Origin of the sequence: Mesorhizobium sp. M8A.F.Ca.ET.208.01.1.1, assembly GCF_004791315.1 — a bacterium.
Classification (GTDB): domain Bacteria; phylum Pseudomonadota; class Alphaproteobacteria; order Rhizobiales; family Rhizobiaceae; genus Mesorhizobium.
In genome coordinates this window covers 80,941-99,647 of record NZ_SRUT01000008.1, presented here as the reverse complement: position 1 = coordinate 99,647, position 18,707 = coordinate 80,941, and the positions used below count along the sequence as shown (strand labels likewise).

Below are 18,707 nucleotides of genomic sequence, written 5' to 3'. Positions count from 1 at the left end.
GTCATGAACTATCAATCCCCAATTTCTCCTGGCCGCTCCTGGTATGAGGACACGGCCGGCCCACGGCCTGAATATCCGGTGCTCGATGGCGACCGGACCTGCGATGTCGTCATCATCGGTGGCGGCTTTACCGGCCTGTCGGCAGCGATTCATTTGGCCAAGGCCGGAGCGGACGTGGTGCTGATCGAGGCGCATCGCTTCGGCGACGGCGCTTCCGGGCGCAATGGCGGCCAGCTCGGCACCGGCCAACGCGCCTGGGCGGAGGATCTCGAGGCCGAATATGGCCTTTCCCGCGCCAAGGCGCTGTTCGATCTTGCCGAAGAGGCCAAAGCCCACCTGCTCGAATTCGCCGCCATCAACCAGATCGATATCGACTACATACCGGGTCAGCTTTCGGTTGCGCACAGGCCGCGCTATGTCGACGACTACAAGGCGCATGCCGAAATCATGGCCGGCCGTTTCTCCTACCCGCACATCTCATTCATGGATGCGAAGGAGACCGCGGAGCGGCTGGGTTCGAGCGCCTATTTCGGCGGCACGCGCGACACCGGCACCGGCCATATCCATCCGATGAAACTGGTGATCGGCACGGCGCGGGTAGCGGCACAAGCCGGCGCGCACCTGTTCGAAGGGACGCCATCAACCGGCATCATCTCCGCCGGCGGCAAGGTCAGAGTCTCCACACCGAGAGGGACGATCTCGGCGGAGAAATGCCTGATCGCGGTCAATGCCTATGGCGGAACGCTCGAGCCGGTGAGTGCCGCGCACATCATGCCGATAGGATCCTTCATCGGCGCGACCGTGCCGCTGGGGTCGGATTCGAAAGTGCTGCCAGGGGGCGAATCGGTCGACGATTCCCGTTTCGTCGTGCGCTATTTCCGCAAATCCCGGGATGGCCGGCTGCTGTTCGGCGGACGCGAGGTCTATGGCGTCAACGATCCAAAGGATATCCACATCCATATTCGCCGTCAGATCGCAGAGCTCTATCCGGCGCTGAGCGATGTCGAGATCACCCATGGCTGGGGCGGTTATGTCGGCATCACGGTGCCGAGAAAGCCGTTCGTGCGCGAAGTGATGCCTAATGTGATCTCGGCCGGCGGCTATTCGGGTCACGGCGTGATGCTGTCCAACTTCTTCGGCAAACTCTATGCCGAAACCGTCACAGGTAACCGCGACCGGCTGAAGCTGATCGAGGACTTGAAAATTCCGCCCTTTCCTGGCGGCCGCCGGTTCCGAGCGCCGCTGCTTTTCCTGGCGCTCAACTGGTTCGCGCTGCGCGACAGGATTTAATGCGTCGCGCAAAAGTGCCCTCGCCCAGGACGAACGACGAGCATCAAAACAGATCTAAAGTGCGTTGTTATAAGTCCGGTTCGAGGCGACGTGCTTCAGGCAGGGATCGGATCGCCGTCATCTGATGCGATCACGATCTCATGTAATATTGTAATATCCATGTAACATTTGTTGCCCGGGCGACACATTGCGGAATTGCCGGCGAAGGCGCAGAATCCTCGGTAATGGCGTACTGATGCCACAATCGCGGACGAAAGGTCCGCATCTGGGCGATTGTTCGGGGATTGTTGCGGGCCTGCCCGCGTTTTGGGACCGATGCTGATCGAACGCACGATTTGCGAGATTTGATCGAAAGAACACCGGCCCGCTTATGGAGGTGGCAAGAGTGAGAGAGCCCTTCAGTTTCGGTGCTCCGGAACGTCGGCGCTTTGCCATGCAGTTCGGCTATGACATGCGCCCGTCATTCTGGCAGGGTGTCCGTTCGAACTCGCACCTGGTCATTGCCGCGGTCGGTACCGCCGCACTGCTTGGCGTTGCCGCGGTTGCACTCTGGCTGGCATTGCCGACCAGCGAGAGGCAAGCGGCCGCCAGCCCCGAGCAGAGCATTCCGGCCATTCCAGTGAAGACGACGAAAGTTTCCCCTTCGGGGACTACGGTCACCGCAGCTGCCGTGACACCGCAGGCGGAGCGCAAGTCCAGCCAGGTGTCACCGATCATGGCAGCGGCGGCGGGCAACATACAAGCGCTTGCGGCCAATGATCCCCGCTGGACCGGGGCACAGCCAAAGGCTGCCGCCGCGGCAGCTGATCCCGATCAAGCGGCTGCCCCCAGCCAGATAGCCAAGCAGCCCGAGCCGTTGCCTGACAAAACAGCGGCATTCGCCCAATCGTCTACCGATACCGATGCCACCGACGAGCTTGCCAAGGTCGCAGCGCCGAGCCCGCCTGCGACAAGCAGCAATCCCGATGGCGCGCAGACCGCCGGCATTCCGCAGACGCAGCCGCAAGTACCGGAACAAAAACCTGCAAATGCACAAGGCGAAGATGACGCAGCCAAGGCGAAGCCGCGCAAGGTGGCTGCGGCGGGCAGCGGCCGTATTCTCAGGACTGTCACCATGCGCAGTGCTCCGAAGAAGGGCGCAGCCTCCATGGGCACGGTGCCTGCCCGGACTTCAGTGCAACTGATGGGCTGCAAGCAGTGGTGCGAGATCGTCTACAACGGCAAGCACGGCTGGGTGTACAAGAGCTACGTCAAGCCCGACGCGTAATATCCGACGATCGCCGCATTCAGATGCAGCGCCCGCCATCGACCTCCAGCGCCACGCCGGTGATGAAGGCGGCCTCGTCCGAGGCCAGCCATAGCGCCGCATTGGCGATATCGAGTGGGGTCGAGAGCCGGCCGAGCGGGATCGAGGCGCGGAATGTCTCGCGGATTTCGGGCGTATCGGCGCCCATGAATTTCTCCAGCATGCCGGTTTCTCCGGCGACCGGGCAGAGGCAGTTGACGCGGATGTTTTTGGGCGCGAGTTCCACTGCCATCGATTTTGTGGCGGTGATCGCCCAGCCCTTCGAGGCATTGTACCATGTGAGGCCGGGCCGTGGCCGCAGGCCCGCGGTGGACGCCGTGGTCAGGATGACGCCGCCGCCCTGCCGCTCCATGATCGGCACGACGGCAAGGGCGGCGTGATAGATCGCCTTCATGTTGACTGATGTGATCAGATCGAACGTCTCCTCGTCGACCTTGAGCATGTCGCCATTGCGGTGGGTGAACCCGGCATTGTTGACCATGATGTCGATGCGGCCGAAGGCGCTTTTGGCCGCATAGATCATCTCGTCAAACTCGGAGCGCAACGAAACATCGGTCTGCGTCCAGATCGCCGCGTCGCCGATCTCGCCGGCGACGCGTTCCGCGCCCTTGGCGTTGAGATCGGCAACGACGACCCTGGCGCCCTCTTGCGCAAAGCGCTTGGCCATGCCTTCGCCGAAGCCCGATGCCGCACCGGTTATAATGGCGACCTTGTTTTCCAGACGCATGCGTCTACCGCTCCTTGGGTTCATCGCGCGGCTTGCACGAAAGGGCTGACAGCCCGGCCGGTTCCGCGACAGGATACAGCGCCGATTTCTCCCTTAGCTTTCGTCACATTCACGTTCTATGCTGCAACTGCGAAAGCTTCCGGAGTCTTCGTTCACGACAAGCCTCGCGGCGGCGCCAGTGTCAAGCGCACAGGTGGATCCAATCAATATCCAGCGATTGGTCCTCGATGTGACACCATGGCACTGGAAAATTTAAATCGATTAGAATATATCAGCCACGTACTCGCGACCGGCGTCAAAGCGGACAGACCATGACCAGCCAGATCATCCCCGTCGACCCTTTCGACTTCATCATCTTCGGTGGTACCGGCGACCTGTCGGAGCGCAAGCTGCTGCCATCGCTCTACTACCGCCAGCGCGACCATCAATTCTCGGAGCCGACGCGCATCATCGGCACGTCGCGCTCGAAGATGAGCGACGAGGAGTTCCGGGCCTTCGCCAAGCAGGCCATTTCGGACCACGTCAAGCCGGCCGATATCGATGCCAAGGAGTTGAAGACCTTCCTGGCACGGCTTTCCTACGTCCCGGCCGATGCGACGAGCGGCGCCGGCTTCGACAAGCTGAAAAAGGCGATCGGCGAAAGCGACCACATCCGCGCCTTCTACCTGGCCGTGGCGCCGGCGCTGTTCGGCGATATCTCGCACAAGCTCAAAGAGCACAATCTGATCACGCCGAACTCACGCATCGTGCTGGAGAAGCCGATCGGCCGCGACCTGACCTCGGCGCAGGCGCTCAACGATCTCGTCGGCGACGACTTCCACGAAAGCCAGATCTTCCGCATCGACCACTATCTCGGCAAGGAGACGGTGCAGAACCTGATGGCGCTGCGCTTTGCCAATGCGCTCTACGAGCCGCTGTGGAATTCCGCCCATATCGACCACGTGCAGATCACCGTCGCCGAGACCGTCGGCCTGGAAGATCGCGTCACCTATTACGACAAGGCCGGTGCGCTGCGCGACATGGTGCAGAACCACATGCTGCAGCTGCTTTGCCTCGTCGCCATGGAGGCGCCGTCGTCGATGGACGCCGACGCCGTGCGCGACGAGAAGCTGAAGGTGTTGCGGGCGCTGAAGCGCATCAACGGCAACGAGGCGCCCAAGCACACCGTGCGTGGTCAGTATCGTGCCGGTGCGTCGGCCGGCGGACCGGTGAAAGGTTATGTCGAGGAACTCGGCAAGGACAGCAACACCGAGACCTTCGTCGCCATCAAGGCCGAGATCGGGACCTGGCGCTGGGCCGGCGTTCCCTTCTATCTCAGGACCGGAAAGCGGCTGGCGACCCGGGTTTCGGAAATCGTCATCGAGTTCAAGCCGATCCCGCATTCGATCTTCGGCGACAGCGGCGCAGGACCGATCTTCGCCAACCAGTTGGTCATCCGGCTGCAGCCGGACGAAGGCGTCAAGCAGTTCATCATGATCAAGGATCCTGGCCCGGGCGGCATGCGGCTGCGCCAGATCTCGCTCGACATGAGCTTCGCGCAGTCTTTCGACGGCCGCGCGCCCGACGCCTATGAACGACTGATCATGGATGTCATCCGCGGCAACCAGACGCTGTTCATGCGTCGCGACGAGGTGGAAGCCGCCTGGAAGTGGATCGACCCGATCCAGAATGCCTGGGAAGGCGCCAAGCAGGAAGCACAGGGCTATACGGCAGGCACATGGGGGCCGTCGGCCTCGATAGCGCTGATCGAACGTGACGGGCGGACATGGCACGAGAGCAATTGAACAGCGCCAGCTACAACTGGAATGCCTTTCCCGACCGTCCGCAACTGGCCTCGGCGCTGGCTGCGAAGGTGGCCGATCGCCTCACCAAGGCGATCGCCGGGCGCGGCACGGCGGTGCTCGCTGTCTCCGGCGGCACGACGCCGGCAAAGTTCTTTGCCGCGCTCTCCACGGCGCCGATCGCCTGGGACAAGGTGATCGTGACGCTGGTCGACGAACGCTTCGTGCCGGCCTCCTCGCCGCGATCCAATGCCGGACTGGTTGCCGCAAACCTGCTGCAGAACGCGGCCAGGGCGGCCCGTTTCGTTCCGCTCTACCACGAGGCGGCCGGCATCGAGGATGCCGCGGCTTCCGATGATGCGGCATTGCGATCCCTGCCCTGGCCGCTCGATGTCGTGGTGCTCGGCATGGGACCGGACGGCCACACCGCCTCGTTCTTTCCCGACGCCGACGATCTGCCGAAGCTGCTCGACCCGGCGTCCGACAGGATGATCCTGCCGGTCCATGCCAAAAGCGCTGGTGAGCCGCGGCTGACCCTGACGCTCGCCCGCATCATCGATGCGGGTTTCCTCGCCTTGCACATAGAGGGCGAGGAGAAGCGCATCGCCTTCGACAACGCTGTCGCGCCCGGACCGCGCAAGCCGATCCGCGCCGTGCTCGACGCATCGCCCAGGCCCGTGGAGGTTTTCTGGGCGCCCTGACTTCAAGTTTACAAGTGGTCCCGGCAACGGCGGGAGGATGTTTCCGGGACCTCGCCTGAAAGGACCTGATGCCATGACCGCAAGACGCGACATCGAAGCCATCACCGAGCGGATTCGCCAGCGCTCCAAACCGAGCCGCGAACGCTACCTCAGCCGAATCGCCGAAGCGTCGAACCAGACCGCCAACCGGTCGGTGCTGTCCTGCGGCAACCTCGCCCACGGCTTTGCGGTGTGCAGCCCCTCGGAAAAGCTGGCGCTGGGCACCGACAAGGTGCCCAATCTCGGCATCATCACCTCCTACAACGACATGCTGTCGGCGCATCAGCCCTTCGAGAGCTTCCCCGCCCTGATCAAGGAGGCCGCGCGCGAAGCCGGTGGCATCGCCCAGGTCGCCGGCGGCGTGCCGGCGATGTGCGATGGCGTGACACAAGGCCAGCCGGGCATGGAGCTGTCGCTGTTCTCGCGCGACGTGATCGCCATGGCGGCCGCGATCGGCTTGTCGCACAACATGTTCGACGCCGCCGTCTATCTCGGCGTGTGTGACAAGATCGTGCCGGGACTGGTGATCGCCGCGCTCACCTTCGGCCATCTGCCGGCGGTTTTCATTCCGGCCGGCCCGATGACGACAGGCCTGCCCAACGATGAGAAGGCCAAGGTCCGCCAGCTCTATGCCGAGGGCAAGGCAGGACGGGCCGAACTGCTGGAAGCCGAGTCCAAATCGTACCATGGGCCGGGCACCTGCACCTTCTACGGCACGGCCAATTCCAACCAGATGCTGATGGAGATCATGGGCCTGCACACGCCGGGTGCGTCCTTCGTCAATCCAGGCACGCCGTTGCGCGATGCCTTGACCCGCGAGGCGACGAAGCGGGCGCTGGCGATCACCGCGCTTGGCAATGCCTATACGCCTGTCGGGCGGATGATCGACGAACGCTCGTTCGTCAACGGCGTCGTCGGCCTGCACGCCACCGGCGGGTCCACCAACCACACCATCCACCTGATCGCCATGGCGGCGGCCGCCGGCATCGCGCTGACCTGGCAGGATATTTCCGATCTTTCGGAGGCAGTGCCGCTGCTGGCACGGGTCTATCCGAACGGGCTGGCCGACGTGAACCATTTCCATGCCGCGGGCGGGCTCGGCTTCCTGATCCGCGAGCTGCTCGACGAAGGCGTTCTGCACGAGGATGTGCAGACGGTGTGGGGCGAAGGCCTGCGGCCATATGCGGTCGAGGCAAAGCTCGGCGCCGACGGCAGCGTGGTGCGCGAGGCGTCACCGCGTGCCAGCGGCGACGAGAAGGTGCTGGCGCCGTTCAACAAGGCGTTCCAGCCGACCGGCGGCTTGAAAGTGCTGTCGGGCAATCTCGGCCACGCAGTCATCAAGACTTCGGCCGTCAAGCCGGAGCGACGTCTCATCGAGGCGCCGGCCAAGGTGTTCGACAGCCAGCAGGGGCTGAACGACGCCTTCAAGGCCGGCACGCTCACCGGTGATTTCATCGCCGTCATCCGCTTCCAGGGACCGAAGGCCAACGGCATGCCGGAACTGCACAAGCTGACCACCGTGCTCGGCATCCTGCAGGATCGCGGCCAGCGTGTCGCGCTGGTCACCGACGGGCGCATGTCGGGCGCTTCCGGCAAGGTGCCGGCGGCGATCCATGTGACGCCGGAAGCGGTCGAGGACGGGCCGATCGCGCGGATCCATGACGGCGACATCATCCGCCTCGACGCCGATGCCGGCACGCTGGAAGTGCTGGTGCCAGGGACCGAATTCGCGCTGCGCCGCACGGCCGAGGCCGACCTGATCGGCAATGAATTCGGTTTCGGCCGCGAGCTTTTCGCTGGTTTCCGCCAATTGGTGGGCCGCGCCGACCACGGCGCCAGCGCCTTCGGAACCGCCTGAGGCAATCTGTGCGGCATGAAAAAGGGCGGCTCGCGGCCGCCCTTTTTGCCGGTCGAAATCGCAATCCTTATTGCACCGTCAGTTCAACCCGCTCTCCAGCCTTCACGGTCACGGTGCCTTCCTTCTTGCTGTTGTCCGGCTTCTCCGAGACCACCGCGTAATCGCCCGCCGCTATCGCCGCCTGATACTTCTCGTCATAGGCGTAGCCGATCGACTTGCGATTGCCATTGATGTCCTTCTTCGTCTCGAAAATCTCGATCTTGGAGGTGCCGGGAGCCGTGATTGCCAGCACGCCGGCATTCATGGCGACCTTGAGATCCTGGAACTCGCCGACCTTGACGCTGAAAGGCTGTTCCACGACGGCGAGGTCGACCGTCGCGATCAACACATAGTCGTCGGGCGGCAAATCGAACTTGCTGTCGGGGCCATAGGCATACGTGACCTCGTCGCGGGTGCCATCGATCTTCTTCTTGGCCTTGAGCACCTTGAAGCCGACGCCTGAACCATCGGCCTTGTCGCCACCGGCCGCATAATAGGCGTTGGCAACGACATGGCCGACGCCGACGATAATGTCCTTGTCTATCACCCGGCCGGCAGCGAGCGGAATCGTTTCGGTGACCGCGCCCTGTCCGATCGTGGCGGTCACTTTCTGGTCGCCGGCCGGCAACACTGCTTTCGTGTCTCCATAATAGGTCGGGGGGTTGTCGGCCCCCGGATAGGCGATCACGACAGCCGCCCCACTGGCCACATCGGCACCTTGGCTGGGACGCGGATGCAGGATGAGCGTGCCGGCATTCAAGGTGAACAGCGGCTTGTAGACCTGGCCCGCCTCGATCTTGATCTTCTGCTCCGCCTTGGCCTCGCCGTCGCGCGCGACGATGACGTAGTCGCCGGGTTCCAGATTGGCTTTGTACTCGCCGTATTCGGTGGTGATGTTGTCGCCGCGCGTACCGTCCGATTTGGCCTTGTAAACTTCCCAGGCATTGCCGTCGGTGACGGGATCGCCGCCCTCGGCCAACACCACGGTCGGCATGAAATTGAAATCGGGCTTGGCCGGCTCCGGCGCTGGTGCCGGAGCGGGGGCCGGTGCCGGCTCGGGCGCCGGTGCCGGCGCCGCGACGGTCTCGACCAGCGCTTCCTGCAGCGCCTTCTCGTCGGAAGCCTGGATGTATTTGCCGCCGGTGTTGTCGGCGAGGCAGGCAATCTGCTTGCCTTCATCGGCGGTCAGGCCGAAGCCGACGACGTCGGCGGTGAAATCGACGCCGGAGGCTTCGAGTTCCTTGCCAAGCGCACAGGGGTCGCCGCCGCAGGTTTCGAGCCCATCGGTGATGAGGACGACCGTCGCCTTGTCCTCGGTGTATTTCAGCGCTTCGGCCGCCTGCTTGACGGCTGCCGTCAGCGGCGTCTTGCCGAGGAATTTCATACTGTCGGCGGCTGCCGAGATGGCGCTTGCCGAGCCAGCCTGAGGCGGCACGATGAGCTGGATGTCGTCGCAGCTGCCCTTCTCGCGATGGCCATAGGCCATAAAGCCGATCTCGTCGTCTGCGGGAACCGATTGAAGCACGGTCCTCAGTGATTCACGGGCGATTTCCAGCTTGGGCTTGCCATCGATCTGCGCCCACATCGATCCCGACGCGTCGAGGATGATGATGACCTTGTTGGCGGCAAAGCCGAATGTCGTCATCGACAAAAGGAGGATCGCCGCAGCGACGCTCCGTGCAAGTCCCGCCATCGAAATCTCCTGAGTTAGCCCCCTCGTCGGCACGTGAAAGCTATTTGACGGGGCGTCGGGACACAAGCCCGCAGGCATGGCGCCGGCATGCCCGACCAAGCAAATCACTCAGTATGTCGTGCGGCGCTCTTCCGAGGGCGGGCGGCCAAATTGCAGCCGATAGCTCTGGGCAAAATAGGAATGCGAGGTGAAGCCGGTCGCGATCGCCACGTCGAGGATCGGCATGTTGGTCTGACGCAGCAATTCACGCGCCCGCTCCAGCCGCAGCCGCATATAGTAGCGCCCGGGCGTGACGTTGAGATGGCGCAGGAACAGCCGTTCCACCTGGCGCACCGAAAGGCCCGCCGACTTGGCGAGCTGTACCGCCGACAGCGGTTCGTCGAGATGGTCGGCCATCAGTTCGACGATGCGCCTGAGCTTCTCCGACTTGCCCGTCAGGTCACGCTCCGGCCCGACGCGCTGGCGGTCTCCGGCGGAGCGGATGCGCTCGTGCTGGAACTGGTTGGCGACGCCATTGGCGAGGTTGGAGCCGAAATCGCCACGCACGATCTCCAGCATCAGGTCGATAGAGGTGGTGCCGCCGGCGCAGGTGTAGCGCTTGCGGTCGATCTCGAAGACATTGCCCGTGCAGTTGATATCGGGAAAGCGCTCGACAAAGCCGGCGCGGTTTTCCCAATGGATGGTGCAGCGATAGCCTTCGAGCTGGCCGGCCTCGGCCAGCAGGTAGGACCCGACCGACAAGGCGCCAAGCGCGTTGCCGCGCCGGCCCCAGCTGCGCAAGGCCGCCAGAACCTTGCTCTTGCCCGGAAATTCCGTCGTCAGGCCGACCGAAACGAAAAGAATATCAACCGGCGGCAGGTCGGCGACGGCGTAGTCGATCTTGAGCGGCAGACCGTTGGAGGCCATCACCGGATCGCCATCGGCGGAGACCGTCGTCCAGCCGTAGAAATCGCGTCCAAGCAGGCGGTTCGCCGACCGGAACGTGTCGATCGCGGCCGCCAGCGAGAACATGGAAAACTTGTCGACCAGCAGGAAGGCGAACTGCCGGCCACCTTGAACGGGATCGCTCGTGACCGGCCGTTCCGGGGAAATAGTGGGATTCGGCAAAGCTGCGGCTTTCAGGGTCAACCCGGGCTCAGAAGGAAGGCCGCTTCAATCCGGCCGCAAGGTAGGCCGAAGCTAACGTATTGGCCATCAGCATGGCAATGGTCATCGGACCGACACCGCCGGGGACCGGGGTAATCGCGCCCGCCGCCTTGGCCGCTTCGGCATAGGCGACATCGCCGACGAGACGCGACTTGCCCTCGCCTTTCTCGGGGGCGGGAATGCGGTTGATGCCGACATCGATGACGGTGGCGCCGGGCTTGACCCAATCACCCCTGATCATTTCCGGCCGGCCGACCGCAGCGACAAGGATGTCGGCCGTGCGGGCAAGCGCCGGCAGGTCCTTGGTGCGGCTGTGAGCGATGGTGACGGTGCAGTTGGCGGCAAGCAGCAGATTGGCCATCGGCTTGCCGACGATGTTGGAGCGGCCGACGACGACGGCGGTGAGGCCGGACAGGTCCTTGCCGCGCACGCGCTCGATCAGGAGCATCGAGCCGGCGGGCGTGCAGGGAACGAAGGCGGTGTCCAGTTCGCCGGTGCCGAGCTTGCCGACATTGATGAAATGGAACCCGTCGACATCCTTTTGCGGCGCAATGGCCTGGATGATCTTGCCGGCATCGACATGGGCGGGAAGCGGCAGCTGGACCAGGATGCCGTTGATGGCCGGGTCGGCGTTGAGTTCGGCGATGAGCTCGAGCAGTGCCGCCTCGGACGTCTCGGCCGGCAGCGTGTGCTGGAGCGAATGAAAGCCGCATTCCTTGGCGGTGCGGGATTTGGAAGCGACATAGACCTGGCTGGCCGGATCCTCGCCGACGATGACCACGGCGAGACCCGGCTTGGCCTTGCCCTTGGCGACCAACTCGGCGGTCAGCGCCTTGACCGATCGCACCACGTCTTCGGCAACGCTCTTTCCGTCAATCACTTCGGCCATGGACCACCCTCAATATCGTTCCGCTCAACGCTGCCTTCGGAAAACACAAGGCAACGGCGCAGGCAATCTGCAGCGCGGCATTGTCACGAAAATTCAAGTTCGCAATCCCGTCAAAGCGCCGTTCCATGCCGTTTACGTGAAACCGGCACGGTTTTGTTCGGCCTCCACAACCTATCCGGTGGCTCAGAAGTAGCGGCGCCGGGTGCGGTTTTCCGTGAGTTCGCGGACCGCCTCGCGGAATTCGCGCAGGCTGGCGCGAATCTCTTCCACCGATGATTGTTCGCCACTTTCCTCGACCGGGATCGGCCTCGCATGCGGGGCGGCTGGATGGGCCGGTGGTTGCGCGGGAGCGGGCGGCGGGTACGACATTTGCGCCGCATAGGGTCCCGCGGTGGGTTGCGTATAGGGATAACCCGCTTGTGACCGGGGCTGCGCCAGGGGATAGCCCATCGGCTGCGCATAGGGAGAGGACGGCAAGGGCGGAGCCGGATAAATTGCCTGTTGCGACATCAGGGGCGAGCGCGAGGGCGACGCCATTTGCCGCCCATACCCGGCCTCGGCGCCTGGCTGGAAAGGTGACTGCGAATAATCCAGGCCGGCCGCCTGCCGAGGCCCGAAACCGGGCTCCGGATAGCCAGGGAATGTCGAAGCGTTGGCCGGCCGTCCGTTGTCGGCAAAGGCGGGTAGGGCGAACTCGCTGGAGATGTTGTCGTCAGCTTCGGCCGAGGGTTTGCGGGACATGGCCTTGCGCAGTCTCGACATGAGTGCGCCGATCCTCCCGGAGCCTTCGGCGGGAGCGGCTTCGGTCCTCGTGGCGGGCTGCGGTGCCGCGGGAGGCGGCGGTACAGGCGCTGTCGGCATTGGCGGAGCGGGCGGAGGCTCCGCCCGGAATGCCTGCGCCTCAAGAGGTGCCCTCTGTTCATCCAGCTTGCGTTCGTCCAGCTTGCGCTCGTTCGGCTTGCGCTCGCGGCGTGAGCGCGAGCTTGCCGTCTCGCGCAGGCTGTCATAGGTCCCGCGCAAGGCGCCCAAACCGACACCCGCGGCAAAGCCAAGCAGCAGCCCGGCCAATGCCACCAAGGCCCGCGAGGGTCCATTTGGCTCAAGTGGGGCTTGTGCGGAGGTGATCACGTTGATGTTGGTCGTGTTGATGCCCGTCTGTTCACCGGTCTCCTTGGCGCGCAGAAGATATTGCTCGTAGACGGAACGCTTGGCGGTGGCCTCACGCTCCAATTCCCGCAGGGCAACCAAGTCGCTGTTGACGTCGCCGCTTTGGACCTTGGCCTGAGCCAGCCGAGACGCGAGGTCCTGTTCGAGCTGGACCGCGCGCTTCAGATCGACCTGCAGCGAAGAGGCGATGCGGCGCAGTTCATTGGCAATGCGCTCGCGCGCGCCGGCAACCTGGGCGTCGAGAGCCTGGAGCTCGGGATGGCGCGGCCCCAGCCGAACCGCGGCGCGATCGGCCTCCTGCTTCAGCGTCGCATATTGCGAGCGCAGATCGCTCATGGTGTTGGAGTTGATTTCTTCCGGCAAAGTGCCGGTCAGAACGGAATTGACGTCCAGCGAACGCGCCGACGCCGCCCGGGCATTGAGTTCCAGCGTGCGGGCGCGGGCGACGGAGAGCTGCTCGTTGAGCTTCAGCATCTGATCGTCGCTGATCAGATGGCCTTGCGCGTCGACGAGACCATGCGTGGCCCTGAAATCCTCGACCTTGCGCTCGGCCGCCTCGACCCCCTTGCGCAGATCGTCGAGCTTGGACGTCAATTCGTTCGTCGCGCGTCCGGCCATGTCGGACTGGTATTTGGCGGCCTCCTGCTGAAAAACGGTCCTCGTCGTATTGGCGATGAGCGCCGACTTCTCGCCGTTCTGGGTTACAGCGCTGACGGAGATGACAAAAGTCTTGCCAGTGCGTTCGACCGACAGGCTCTTGGCCAGATTGCCAACGGCCAGCGCCTGGCGGCGAACCTCGTCGACACCGCCGGGCCCATCGTGGCGTGACACAACCGAGCGGATAAGCGACATCACGCCAAGGCCGCCGGCACCCTGGCCGTTGAACTCCGGATCGTTGACGAGATTGAGATTCTTGACGACCTGATCGAGAACGGTGCCCGAGGTGAGCATCTTGATCCGGGTTTCGACGACGGCCAACGCGGCATCGGGCTGGCCTACCGGTTGCGTGAGATCGCGGTCGGAGAGCTTCAGGTCGCCCGGCTCGATGATCAGTTCGGTCGTGGCTTCGTATTTCTTCGGCATCGACAGAGCGATGGCAATGCCGAGGCCGGCGCCCAGTATCGTGGTCGCAACGATCAGCAGCTTCGACCTGGCGACGCCGCGAACGACCAGCATCGGATCGATCAGTGGCTTCCATTGCTGACCGTCCGCACCGCCGTCGGAGGACGTATCGGCTCCGTCCGTGGCGCGGGATCCGATTGCATCACGAGTGCGAGCCGTCCCTGAAGGTTCTTCCGGCGCCGGCCGTACGCGCGGCATGTCGGGTGGCAGATCGCCGGCGCCGGTCTCCGCCCGGGAACGCCAGGCGTCGTCGGCTTCAAACGGCTGCTCCCCGTCAAGAGAGAACGGCGCGGCGTCACCGACGGCAAGCGGCGGCGGGCTCGCCTTGGTCTCGCGCCGGGAACGGGCCAGGCGATGGCGCGTGGCGGCATCCTCGCGCCATGAAGGATTCGCGCGATCTCCTATCGACACCAGCGAAGCGTCGTCCTCGCCACGCACGGCCTCGCCAAGCGCCAGCAAGGAGCGCTCGCGCTTCCAGTCCTCACGGTTTTCGCTGTCGACCATTATCGTGGAGCTTTACTCTTGGCCGCTTGGGAGCGGCGGTCGGCCATTCGTTAAGCCACGCTAAACAGGCATAGGAAACAAAAGGTTAATTTCCGGAAGACGGTGGCAGGAATTCACGTCATGATTGCAAGAACTTTTAACACAACCGAAAGCTTCAGAACGGCACGTTAAACTTTCCGGCCTATGCATTTCCTTGACCTATGACTGAGGCGAGCGACATACCGCAAAGGCGGACCTTCGCGCGGATCGGCACCTTCATGGCCGAACGACGCGGGCTGGTGCGCGACTATTTCTCGGCGATCAGCGGTGCCGGCGGGCGACTGGTGTTTTCACTCGCTTATTTCATCGCACTCGCCAATACGCTCTCGATCGCCGAATTCGGCATGTTCGCCACTGCCTCGGCGGCCGGCGTCATGCTGTCGCGAATCCTCGCCTTCGGGTTCATTTCGGCGCTCTATCGCACCGCTACCATCCGGCCCAATCTGATCGGCACCTTCACCGCCGGCTTCCTGGTGCTCGGCGCCGCCTCGCTGCCGCTTTTGGCCGCCGCCTCGTTCGGCGTCTACCTGACCTTCTTCGCCGGCACCGTGCCGCTGTCGGTGTTCACGGCGATCGTCTTCGCCGAGGCGCTGCTGTGGCGACCGGTGGAAGTGGCGCTGATCGTCAACAACGGGCTGGGCAAATTCGGCCGCGCCGCCATACTGGCGATCCTGGCCACGGCACTGCGGGCGCTTGGTGCGGTGTTATTCATGGTCTCGGCACAGCACGGCATCTGGGTGTGGTCGTGGTTCTACATCGGCGCCAACGCCGCCTCGCTGCTGCTCGCGTTTGGGTGGTTTTATCCGCGCCAGAGGCTGCGGCTGCGCGTCGAGCTCTATCTGCGGCGGCTCGCCGATTCCATCTATGTGGCCGGCGCGGAGGTGCTGTTCTACCTGCAGATGGAGTTCGACAAGCTGCTGGTGCTGGCGATCGGCGGACCGCATCTGGCCGGCATCTATGCCATCATCATGCGCCTGGTCGACCTGACGGCCATTCCCATCCGCACCTTCTCGATGATGCTCGTGCAGCGCATGATGCGCGCGCCCGAACTCCTCTCACGGCTGGCGGTCAAGAGCGGCATCGAGGGCGGTGTGTTCGCGGTCTCGACGCTGGCGCTGGCGGCGCTCGGCATCGTGCTGCATTTCTTCCCCAACGCGCTCGGCAGGAATGTCTCCGAGGCCGCGCCCCTGGTGGCGCTGGCGATCTGCGTGCCGGGACTGCGCAATCTGGTCGAATACCAGGCCGAGCTTCTGTTCGCGCGCGGCCAGACGCTGGTGCGGGCGCTCAATCTGGGCCTGCTCGCCGCCCTCAAGGCGCTGCTGCTGACCTATGTGCTGACCACCATTACCGAGACATCTGATCTGGTGCTGTCGCTCAACATCGTCTTCCTGCTGCTCTATCTCGCGTCGATGCTGCTGACCTATTCGGCGCTGCGCCGACCGGCGAAGGCAATCTAGGACAAGTCAGCGATCAAGCCCGATCAGGCGGCGGATGCGGCCGATATCCGTGCCGATAAAGGACTGCATGCCGATCGCTACCTGCTCCGGCGCCATGCTGGCGACGAAGCGGCGAAACTCATCGTCCGACAACGCCTCGCCCGTCCAGTGGACACGGCAGAATTCCTCCGAACCGTGGAAATGGCCGGCTCCGTCCAGCAGATCATCGACATAGCGGCCGTAGATCATGCATTCGGAGAATTTGCGCGCCGAGCCGATGACCTCGACCCAGTCGCGACCATGGACCTTTTCGATCCGGCCGCACATGGCCAGCACCGTGTCACGGCGCCAAGCGATCAACGTCGAGATATAATCATGGACCGACGCCTGGGACCGGTCGATGCCGAGTGCGGCGCCGGCATTGCGCGACCACACGCGATGCTCGTCATGGCCGTCATCGGCGAGCACGCCATCGCGGCGGAACAGGCGCGCGCTGCCATCGCGCCAGAAGACACCGCAATCGAACGCCTTCAGGAAAGCGACGTCGGAATCGCAGAAGATCAGCACGTCTTCCCTGGCGTGCGCCGATATGGCGATACGGCGCAGTTGCTGCACGTGCCAGCCGCGCAGCGGCTGGGTCTTCATGCTGAGCCAGACACGCCGGCGAAACAGGCTGAACGGATCGTCGAAGGCGCGCAGCCAGCGCGGCAGGAGATCCCGCTCATCGACGATCGAGCGGCGGCTGGTCGCCAACTGACGGAAAAGCGCGAGGTCGCGATGTTCGACCAGAATATAGTGGTGCGCGGCACCCGAGACATGGCGGTCAAGCGTTTCGCACAGCAGGCGGCAGCGCTCGAAATCCGGGGCGTAGCTTGCCGTCACCAGCGCCGCCGTCGGCGTCTTCGGCAACAGGCCCGGGCCGACCAGCGGGTCTGGGACGAAGCGCTTGTTCAACGAAACTCTCCGGGAGCATCTGCGGCGGCCTCGGCGCCGCGCGACCATTTCTGCTTGACGACCCGCCAGAGGAACAGGGGGTTGCCGACCACGTAGCGGCGCCAGAGCCGGCCGGGCTCGACCGCCAGCCGGAACAGCCATTCCAGCCTCAGGCGGCGCATCCATAGCGGGGCGCGCGGCACCGAGCCGCTCAGGAAATCGAGCAGCGCGCCGACCGCGACGGGCAGCGTGCAATGACGTTCGTCGATGTGGCGTTCAATCCACAGCTCCTGGCGCGGCACGCCCATCGCGACGAGCAGCATGTCAGGTCGCAATTTTGCGATCCGACCGATGATCTCCGGCTCCTGCGCGGCGGAGAAATAGCCATCGTGAACGACCACGAAGCTGTGCTGCACGGCAAGCGCCGCCAGCTTCAGCGACGCCGCCTCGGCGTTGACACGCGTCGCACCGAGCAGCCCCACGGTCAGCGGCCGCTTGGAAGCCTGCAGGAATGCGGGCACGAAATCGGTGCCGTTGAGATTGTCGGGAAATGCCGCGCCGTAGAGAAGCTTCGCGGCGAGATCGACGCCGATGCCATCCGGCAGGATGAGGAAATCGTCGAGCGCCTCGGCGAAGACCGGGTCGGTATAGGCGATGTTGGCATTGTGAGCATTGAGGAAGCTGACCTTGGTGAAGCGCTTCTCGGCAAGCAGGCGATTGAGCAGGGCGATCGCATCGTTCCAGCGGATGGCGAGCACCGGGATGCCGAGGATCATTTTCAGACTGTCGAGCCCGAACGCGGCGCGGGTGGCGTGCATGTTCATGCAAGCACCTCCCGCCGGACGGCGCCGATTTTTTCGAGACCGACACGAACCGCGGCGTCGAGCGCCTTGACCTGCCGGCGATGGAAGGTGGTGCCATCGACATCGTCGATATCGGCCGCGGCAGCCTCCAGGGCCTGGGCGAAGCCGGCCGGATCGTCGGTGACCACGCAATTGGCCGGGCGGTGGTCGATGCCGCGCAGCGAACGGCTGGTGGCGACCGAGGGCAGGCCAAGCTCGAAGGTCTCGATGGTCTTCAACTGTACGCCGCTGCCCGCGGTGCTGATCAGCGGGATGACGGCCGCGCCACAGACGAAAGCCCGGGCATCCGGAACGCGGCCGACGAATTGGACGCCCGGATGCGTCGAGGTGACGCCGGAAGGCATGTGGCCCGCGATGCGGATGCGGAAACCAGGCCGCAGGTGCGGCACCACCTTGCCCAGGAACCAGTCGAGGCCGATGCGGTTTGGCTGCCAGGTCCAGGTGCCGATCAGGGCCGCGTCGTACTCGATCGGGCGCCGGCCTTTCCGGACCGGCGCCGTGTCGCCGGTTACCAGCGGCAGCACCGCCGAACGGTCATCCGAGGCGACACCGAGCGCCACGCGATCCTCCTCGGCCAGCGTGAAGACGAAGCGCGCGCGGCGGCAGAGACGCTCTTCGACGAGCTTGAGCAGCCTTGCCTCGCGCCGGAACAGCAGACGCTGGAAAATGCCGCCGGCGGCAGCGGCATTCTCGCGGGCCGAGAGATGCTCGACATTGTGGGCGACGAAGATCGAAGGCCGGCCTTCGAAGAGCTTTTCGAAAGCACCGGCGAACTGCACGGAATTCAGCACATAACCATCGAATGGACCGGCGCGTTCGATCGCGGCCTGAACGTCGTGGTCGGACACCGCACGCAACTTGACCGACGCGAAGGTGAGGCCCGAAAATATTGCCTTGCCGACCCAGGAGAGTTTTTGCAGCGGCGAAGCACTTTCGGTGCGCACGTCGATCGCACCAAGCACCACCGTGTTTTCGGGATCTATCGCGGCTTTCCCGGGCCAGGTGAAGCCGATGACCGTCACGCGCGCGCCGGCGCGCCGCAAGGCGGCGATGATCGCGGCGTTGGCGATCTCGTAGCCCGAGGCGAGAGCACCGTCGGGCACGATCGATGTGGCGAACAGCAGATGCATCTCACTATCCTGTGGTGTAGCCGGTAGCAAAGCGCGGTGAACCC

Annotated in this window: 14 protein-coding genes; 6 read left to right on the top strand and 8 right to left on the bottom strand. The window is 64.2% G+C overall.

All coding sequences use genetic code 11. From position 1 onward, the window contains the following. Positions 1–3 precede the first annotated feature (3 nt). Positions 4–1,290 carry an FAD-binding oxidoreductase gene (locus tag EN851_RS27495; protein WP_135930405.1) on the top strand — a complete coding sequence of 429 codons (1,287 nt, stop codon included), beginning with the start codon at positions 4–6 and terminating at the stop codon, positions 1,288–1,290. A gap of 385 nt (positions 1,291–1,675) precedes the next feature. Then, on the top strand, positions 1,676–2,557 hold the full coding sequence (locus EN851_RS27490) for an SH3 domain-containing protein (protein WP_135930404.1): 882 nt from the start codon (positions 1,676–1,678) through the stop codon (positions 2,555–2,557). Between the two features lie 19 nt (positions 2,558–2,576). On the opposite strand, the gene EN851_RS27485 is transcribed toward EN851_RS27490, so the two are convergent. Beyond that, positions 2,577–3,323: an SDR family oxidoreductase gene (locus EN851_RS27485; RefSeq protein WP_135930403.1), complete on the bottom strand. Its 747-nt coding sequence runs from the start codon at positions 3,321–3,323 to the stop codon at positions 2,577–2,579. A 311-nt stretch (positions 3,324–3,634) separates the two neighbouring features. Between EN851_RS27485 and zwf the strand changes: the two genes are divergently transcribed. From zwf to edd, 3 genes are all read left to right on the top strand, one after another. Next, complete coding sequence (gene zwf, locus EN851_RS27480; protein WP_135930402.1) at positions 3,635–5,107, top strand: glucose-6-phosphate dehydrogenase; 1,473 nt, start codon at positions 3,635–3,637, stop codon at positions 5,105–5,107. Continuing rightward, complete coding sequence (gene pgl / locus EN851_RS27475; RefSeq protein WP_135930401.1) at positions 5,089–5,805, top strand: 6-phosphogluconolactonase; 717 nt, start codon at positions 5,089–5,091, stop codon at positions 5,803–5,805. Before zwf ends, pgl begins: the two co-directional genes overlap by 19 nt. Positions 5,806–5,878: 73 nt before the next feature. After that, complete coding sequence (edd, locus tag EN851_RS27470) at positions 5,879–7,702, top strand: phosphogluconate dehydratase (protein ID WP_135916956.1); 1,824 nt, start codon at positions 5,879–5,881, stop codon at positions 7,700–7,702. 67 nt (positions 7,703–7,769) lie between these two features. Here edd and EN851_RS27465 read toward each other — a convergent pair whose 3' ends face one another. The 4 genes from EN851_RS27465 to EN851_RS27450 all read right to left on the bottom strand — a co-directional run bounded on the left by EN851_RS27465 (position 7,770) and on the right by EN851_RS27450 (position 14,262). Continuing rightward, a complete protein-coding gene (locus EN851_RS27465) occupies positions 7,770–9,434 on the bottom strand; it encodes a VWA domain-containing protein (protein WP_135930400.1) in 1,665 nt (554 codons plus the stop codon). 108 nt (positions 9,435–9,542) lie between these two features. After that, a complete protein-coding gene (locus EN851_RS27460) occupies positions 9,543–10,541 on the bottom strand; it encodes a GlxA family transcriptional regulator (RefSeq protein WP_135920564.1) in 999 nt (332 codons plus the stop codon). A gap of 28 nt (positions 10,542–10,569) precedes the next feature. After that, positions 10,570–11,469 (bottom strand): bifunctional methylenetetrahydrofolate dehydrogenase/methenyltetrahydrofolate cyclohydrolase FolD, encoded by a 900-nt coding sequence (gene folD, locus EN851_RS27455; protein WP_135930399.1) that lies wholly within the window; start codon positions 11,467–11,469, stop codon positions 10,570–10,572. Between the two features lie 183 nt (positions 11,470–11,652). Next, the gene (locus EN851_RS27450; RefSeq protein WP_135930398.1) at positions 11,653–14,262 is read right to left on the bottom strand and encodes a GumC family protein; all 2,610 of its coding nucleotides are present in this window, start codon (positions 14,260–14,262) and stop codon (positions 11,653–11,655) included. A gap of 200 nt (positions 14,263–14,462) precedes the next feature. Here EN851_RS27450 and EN851_RS27445 point away from each other — a divergent pair, with 200 nt between their 5' ends. Next, positions 14,463–15,758 (top strand): lipopolysaccharide biosynthesis protein, encoded by a 1,296-nt coding sequence (locus EN851_RS27445; RefSeq protein ID WP_127275896.1) that lies wholly within the window; start codon positions 14,463–14,465, stop codon positions 15,756–15,758. A 6-nt stretch (positions 15,759–15,764) separates the two neighbouring features. Here the strand turns inward: EN851_RS27445 and EN851_RS27440 are convergent, their stop codons facing one another. The 3 genes from EN851_RS27440 to EN851_RS27430 are packed head-to-tail and all read right to left on the bottom strand — an operon-like array spanning position 15,765 to position 18,663. Next, positions 15,765–16,691, bottom strand: a complete 927-nt coding sequence (locus tag EN851_RS27440; protein WP_135930397.1) for a DUF6492 family protein — start codon at positions 16,689–16,691, stop codon at positions 15,765–15,767. Further along, positions 16,688–17,494, bottom strand: coding sequence for a WecB/TagA/CpsF family glycosyltransferase (locus tag EN851_RS27435; protein WP_127870845.1), 807 nt, complete (start codon positions 17,492–17,494; stop codon positions 16,688–16,690). The genes EN851_RS27440 and EN851_RS27435 overlap by 4 nt, the downstream gene beginning before the upstream one ends. Further along, positions 17,491–18,663, bottom strand: a complete 1,173-nt coding sequence (locus tag EN851_RS27430) for a glycosyltransferase family 4 protein (protein WP_135930396.1) — start codon at positions 18,661–18,663, stop codon at positions 17,491–17,493. The genes EN851_RS27435 and EN851_RS27430 overlap by 4 nt, the downstream gene beginning before the upstream one ends. Positions 18,664–18,707: the final 44 nt, after the last annotated feature.

Coding starts and splice junctions, on each gene's coding strand:
- EN851_RS27495 (WP_135930405.1), top strand. CDS start 4: ATGAACTATCAATCCCCAATTTCTCCTGGCCGCTCCTGGTATGAGGAC.
- EN851_RS27485 (WP_135930403.1), bottom strand. CDS start 3,323: ATGCGTCTGGAAAACAAGGTCGCCATTATAACCGGTGCGGCATCGGGC.
- zwf (WP_135930402.1), top strand. CDS start 3,635: ATGACCAGCCAGATCATCCCCGTCGACCCTTTCGACTTCATCATCTTC.
- pgl (WP_135930401.1), top strand. CDS start 5,089: ATGGCACGAGAGCAATTGAACAGCGCCAGCTACAACTGGAATGCCTTT.
- edd (WP_135916956.1), top strand. CDS start 5,879: ATGACCGCAAGACGCGACATCGAAGCCATCACCGAGCGGATTCGCCAG.
- EN851_RS27465 (WP_135930400.1), bottom strand. CDS start 9,434: ATGGCGGGACTTGCACGGAGCGTCGCTGCGGCGATCCTCCTTTTGTCG.
- folD (WP_135930399.1), bottom strand. CDS start 11,469: ATGGCCGAAGTGATTGACGGAAAGAGCGTTGCCGAAGACGTGGTGCGA.
- EN851_RS27450 (WP_135930398.1), bottom strand. CDS start 14,262: ATGGTCGACAGCGAAAACCGTGAGGACTGGAAGCGCGAGCGCTCCTTG.
- EN851_RS27445 (WP_127275896.1), top strand. CDS start 14,463: ATGACTGAGGCGAGCGACATACCGCAAAGGCGGACCTTCGCGCGGATC.
- EN851_RS27435 (WP_127870845.1), bottom strand. CDS start 17,494: ATGAACATGCACGCCACCCGCGCCGCGTTCGGGCTCGACAGTCTGAAA.
- EN851_RS27430 (WP_135930396.1), bottom strand. CDS start 18,663: ATGCATCTGCTGTTCGCCACATCGATCGTGCCCGACGGTGCTCTCGCC.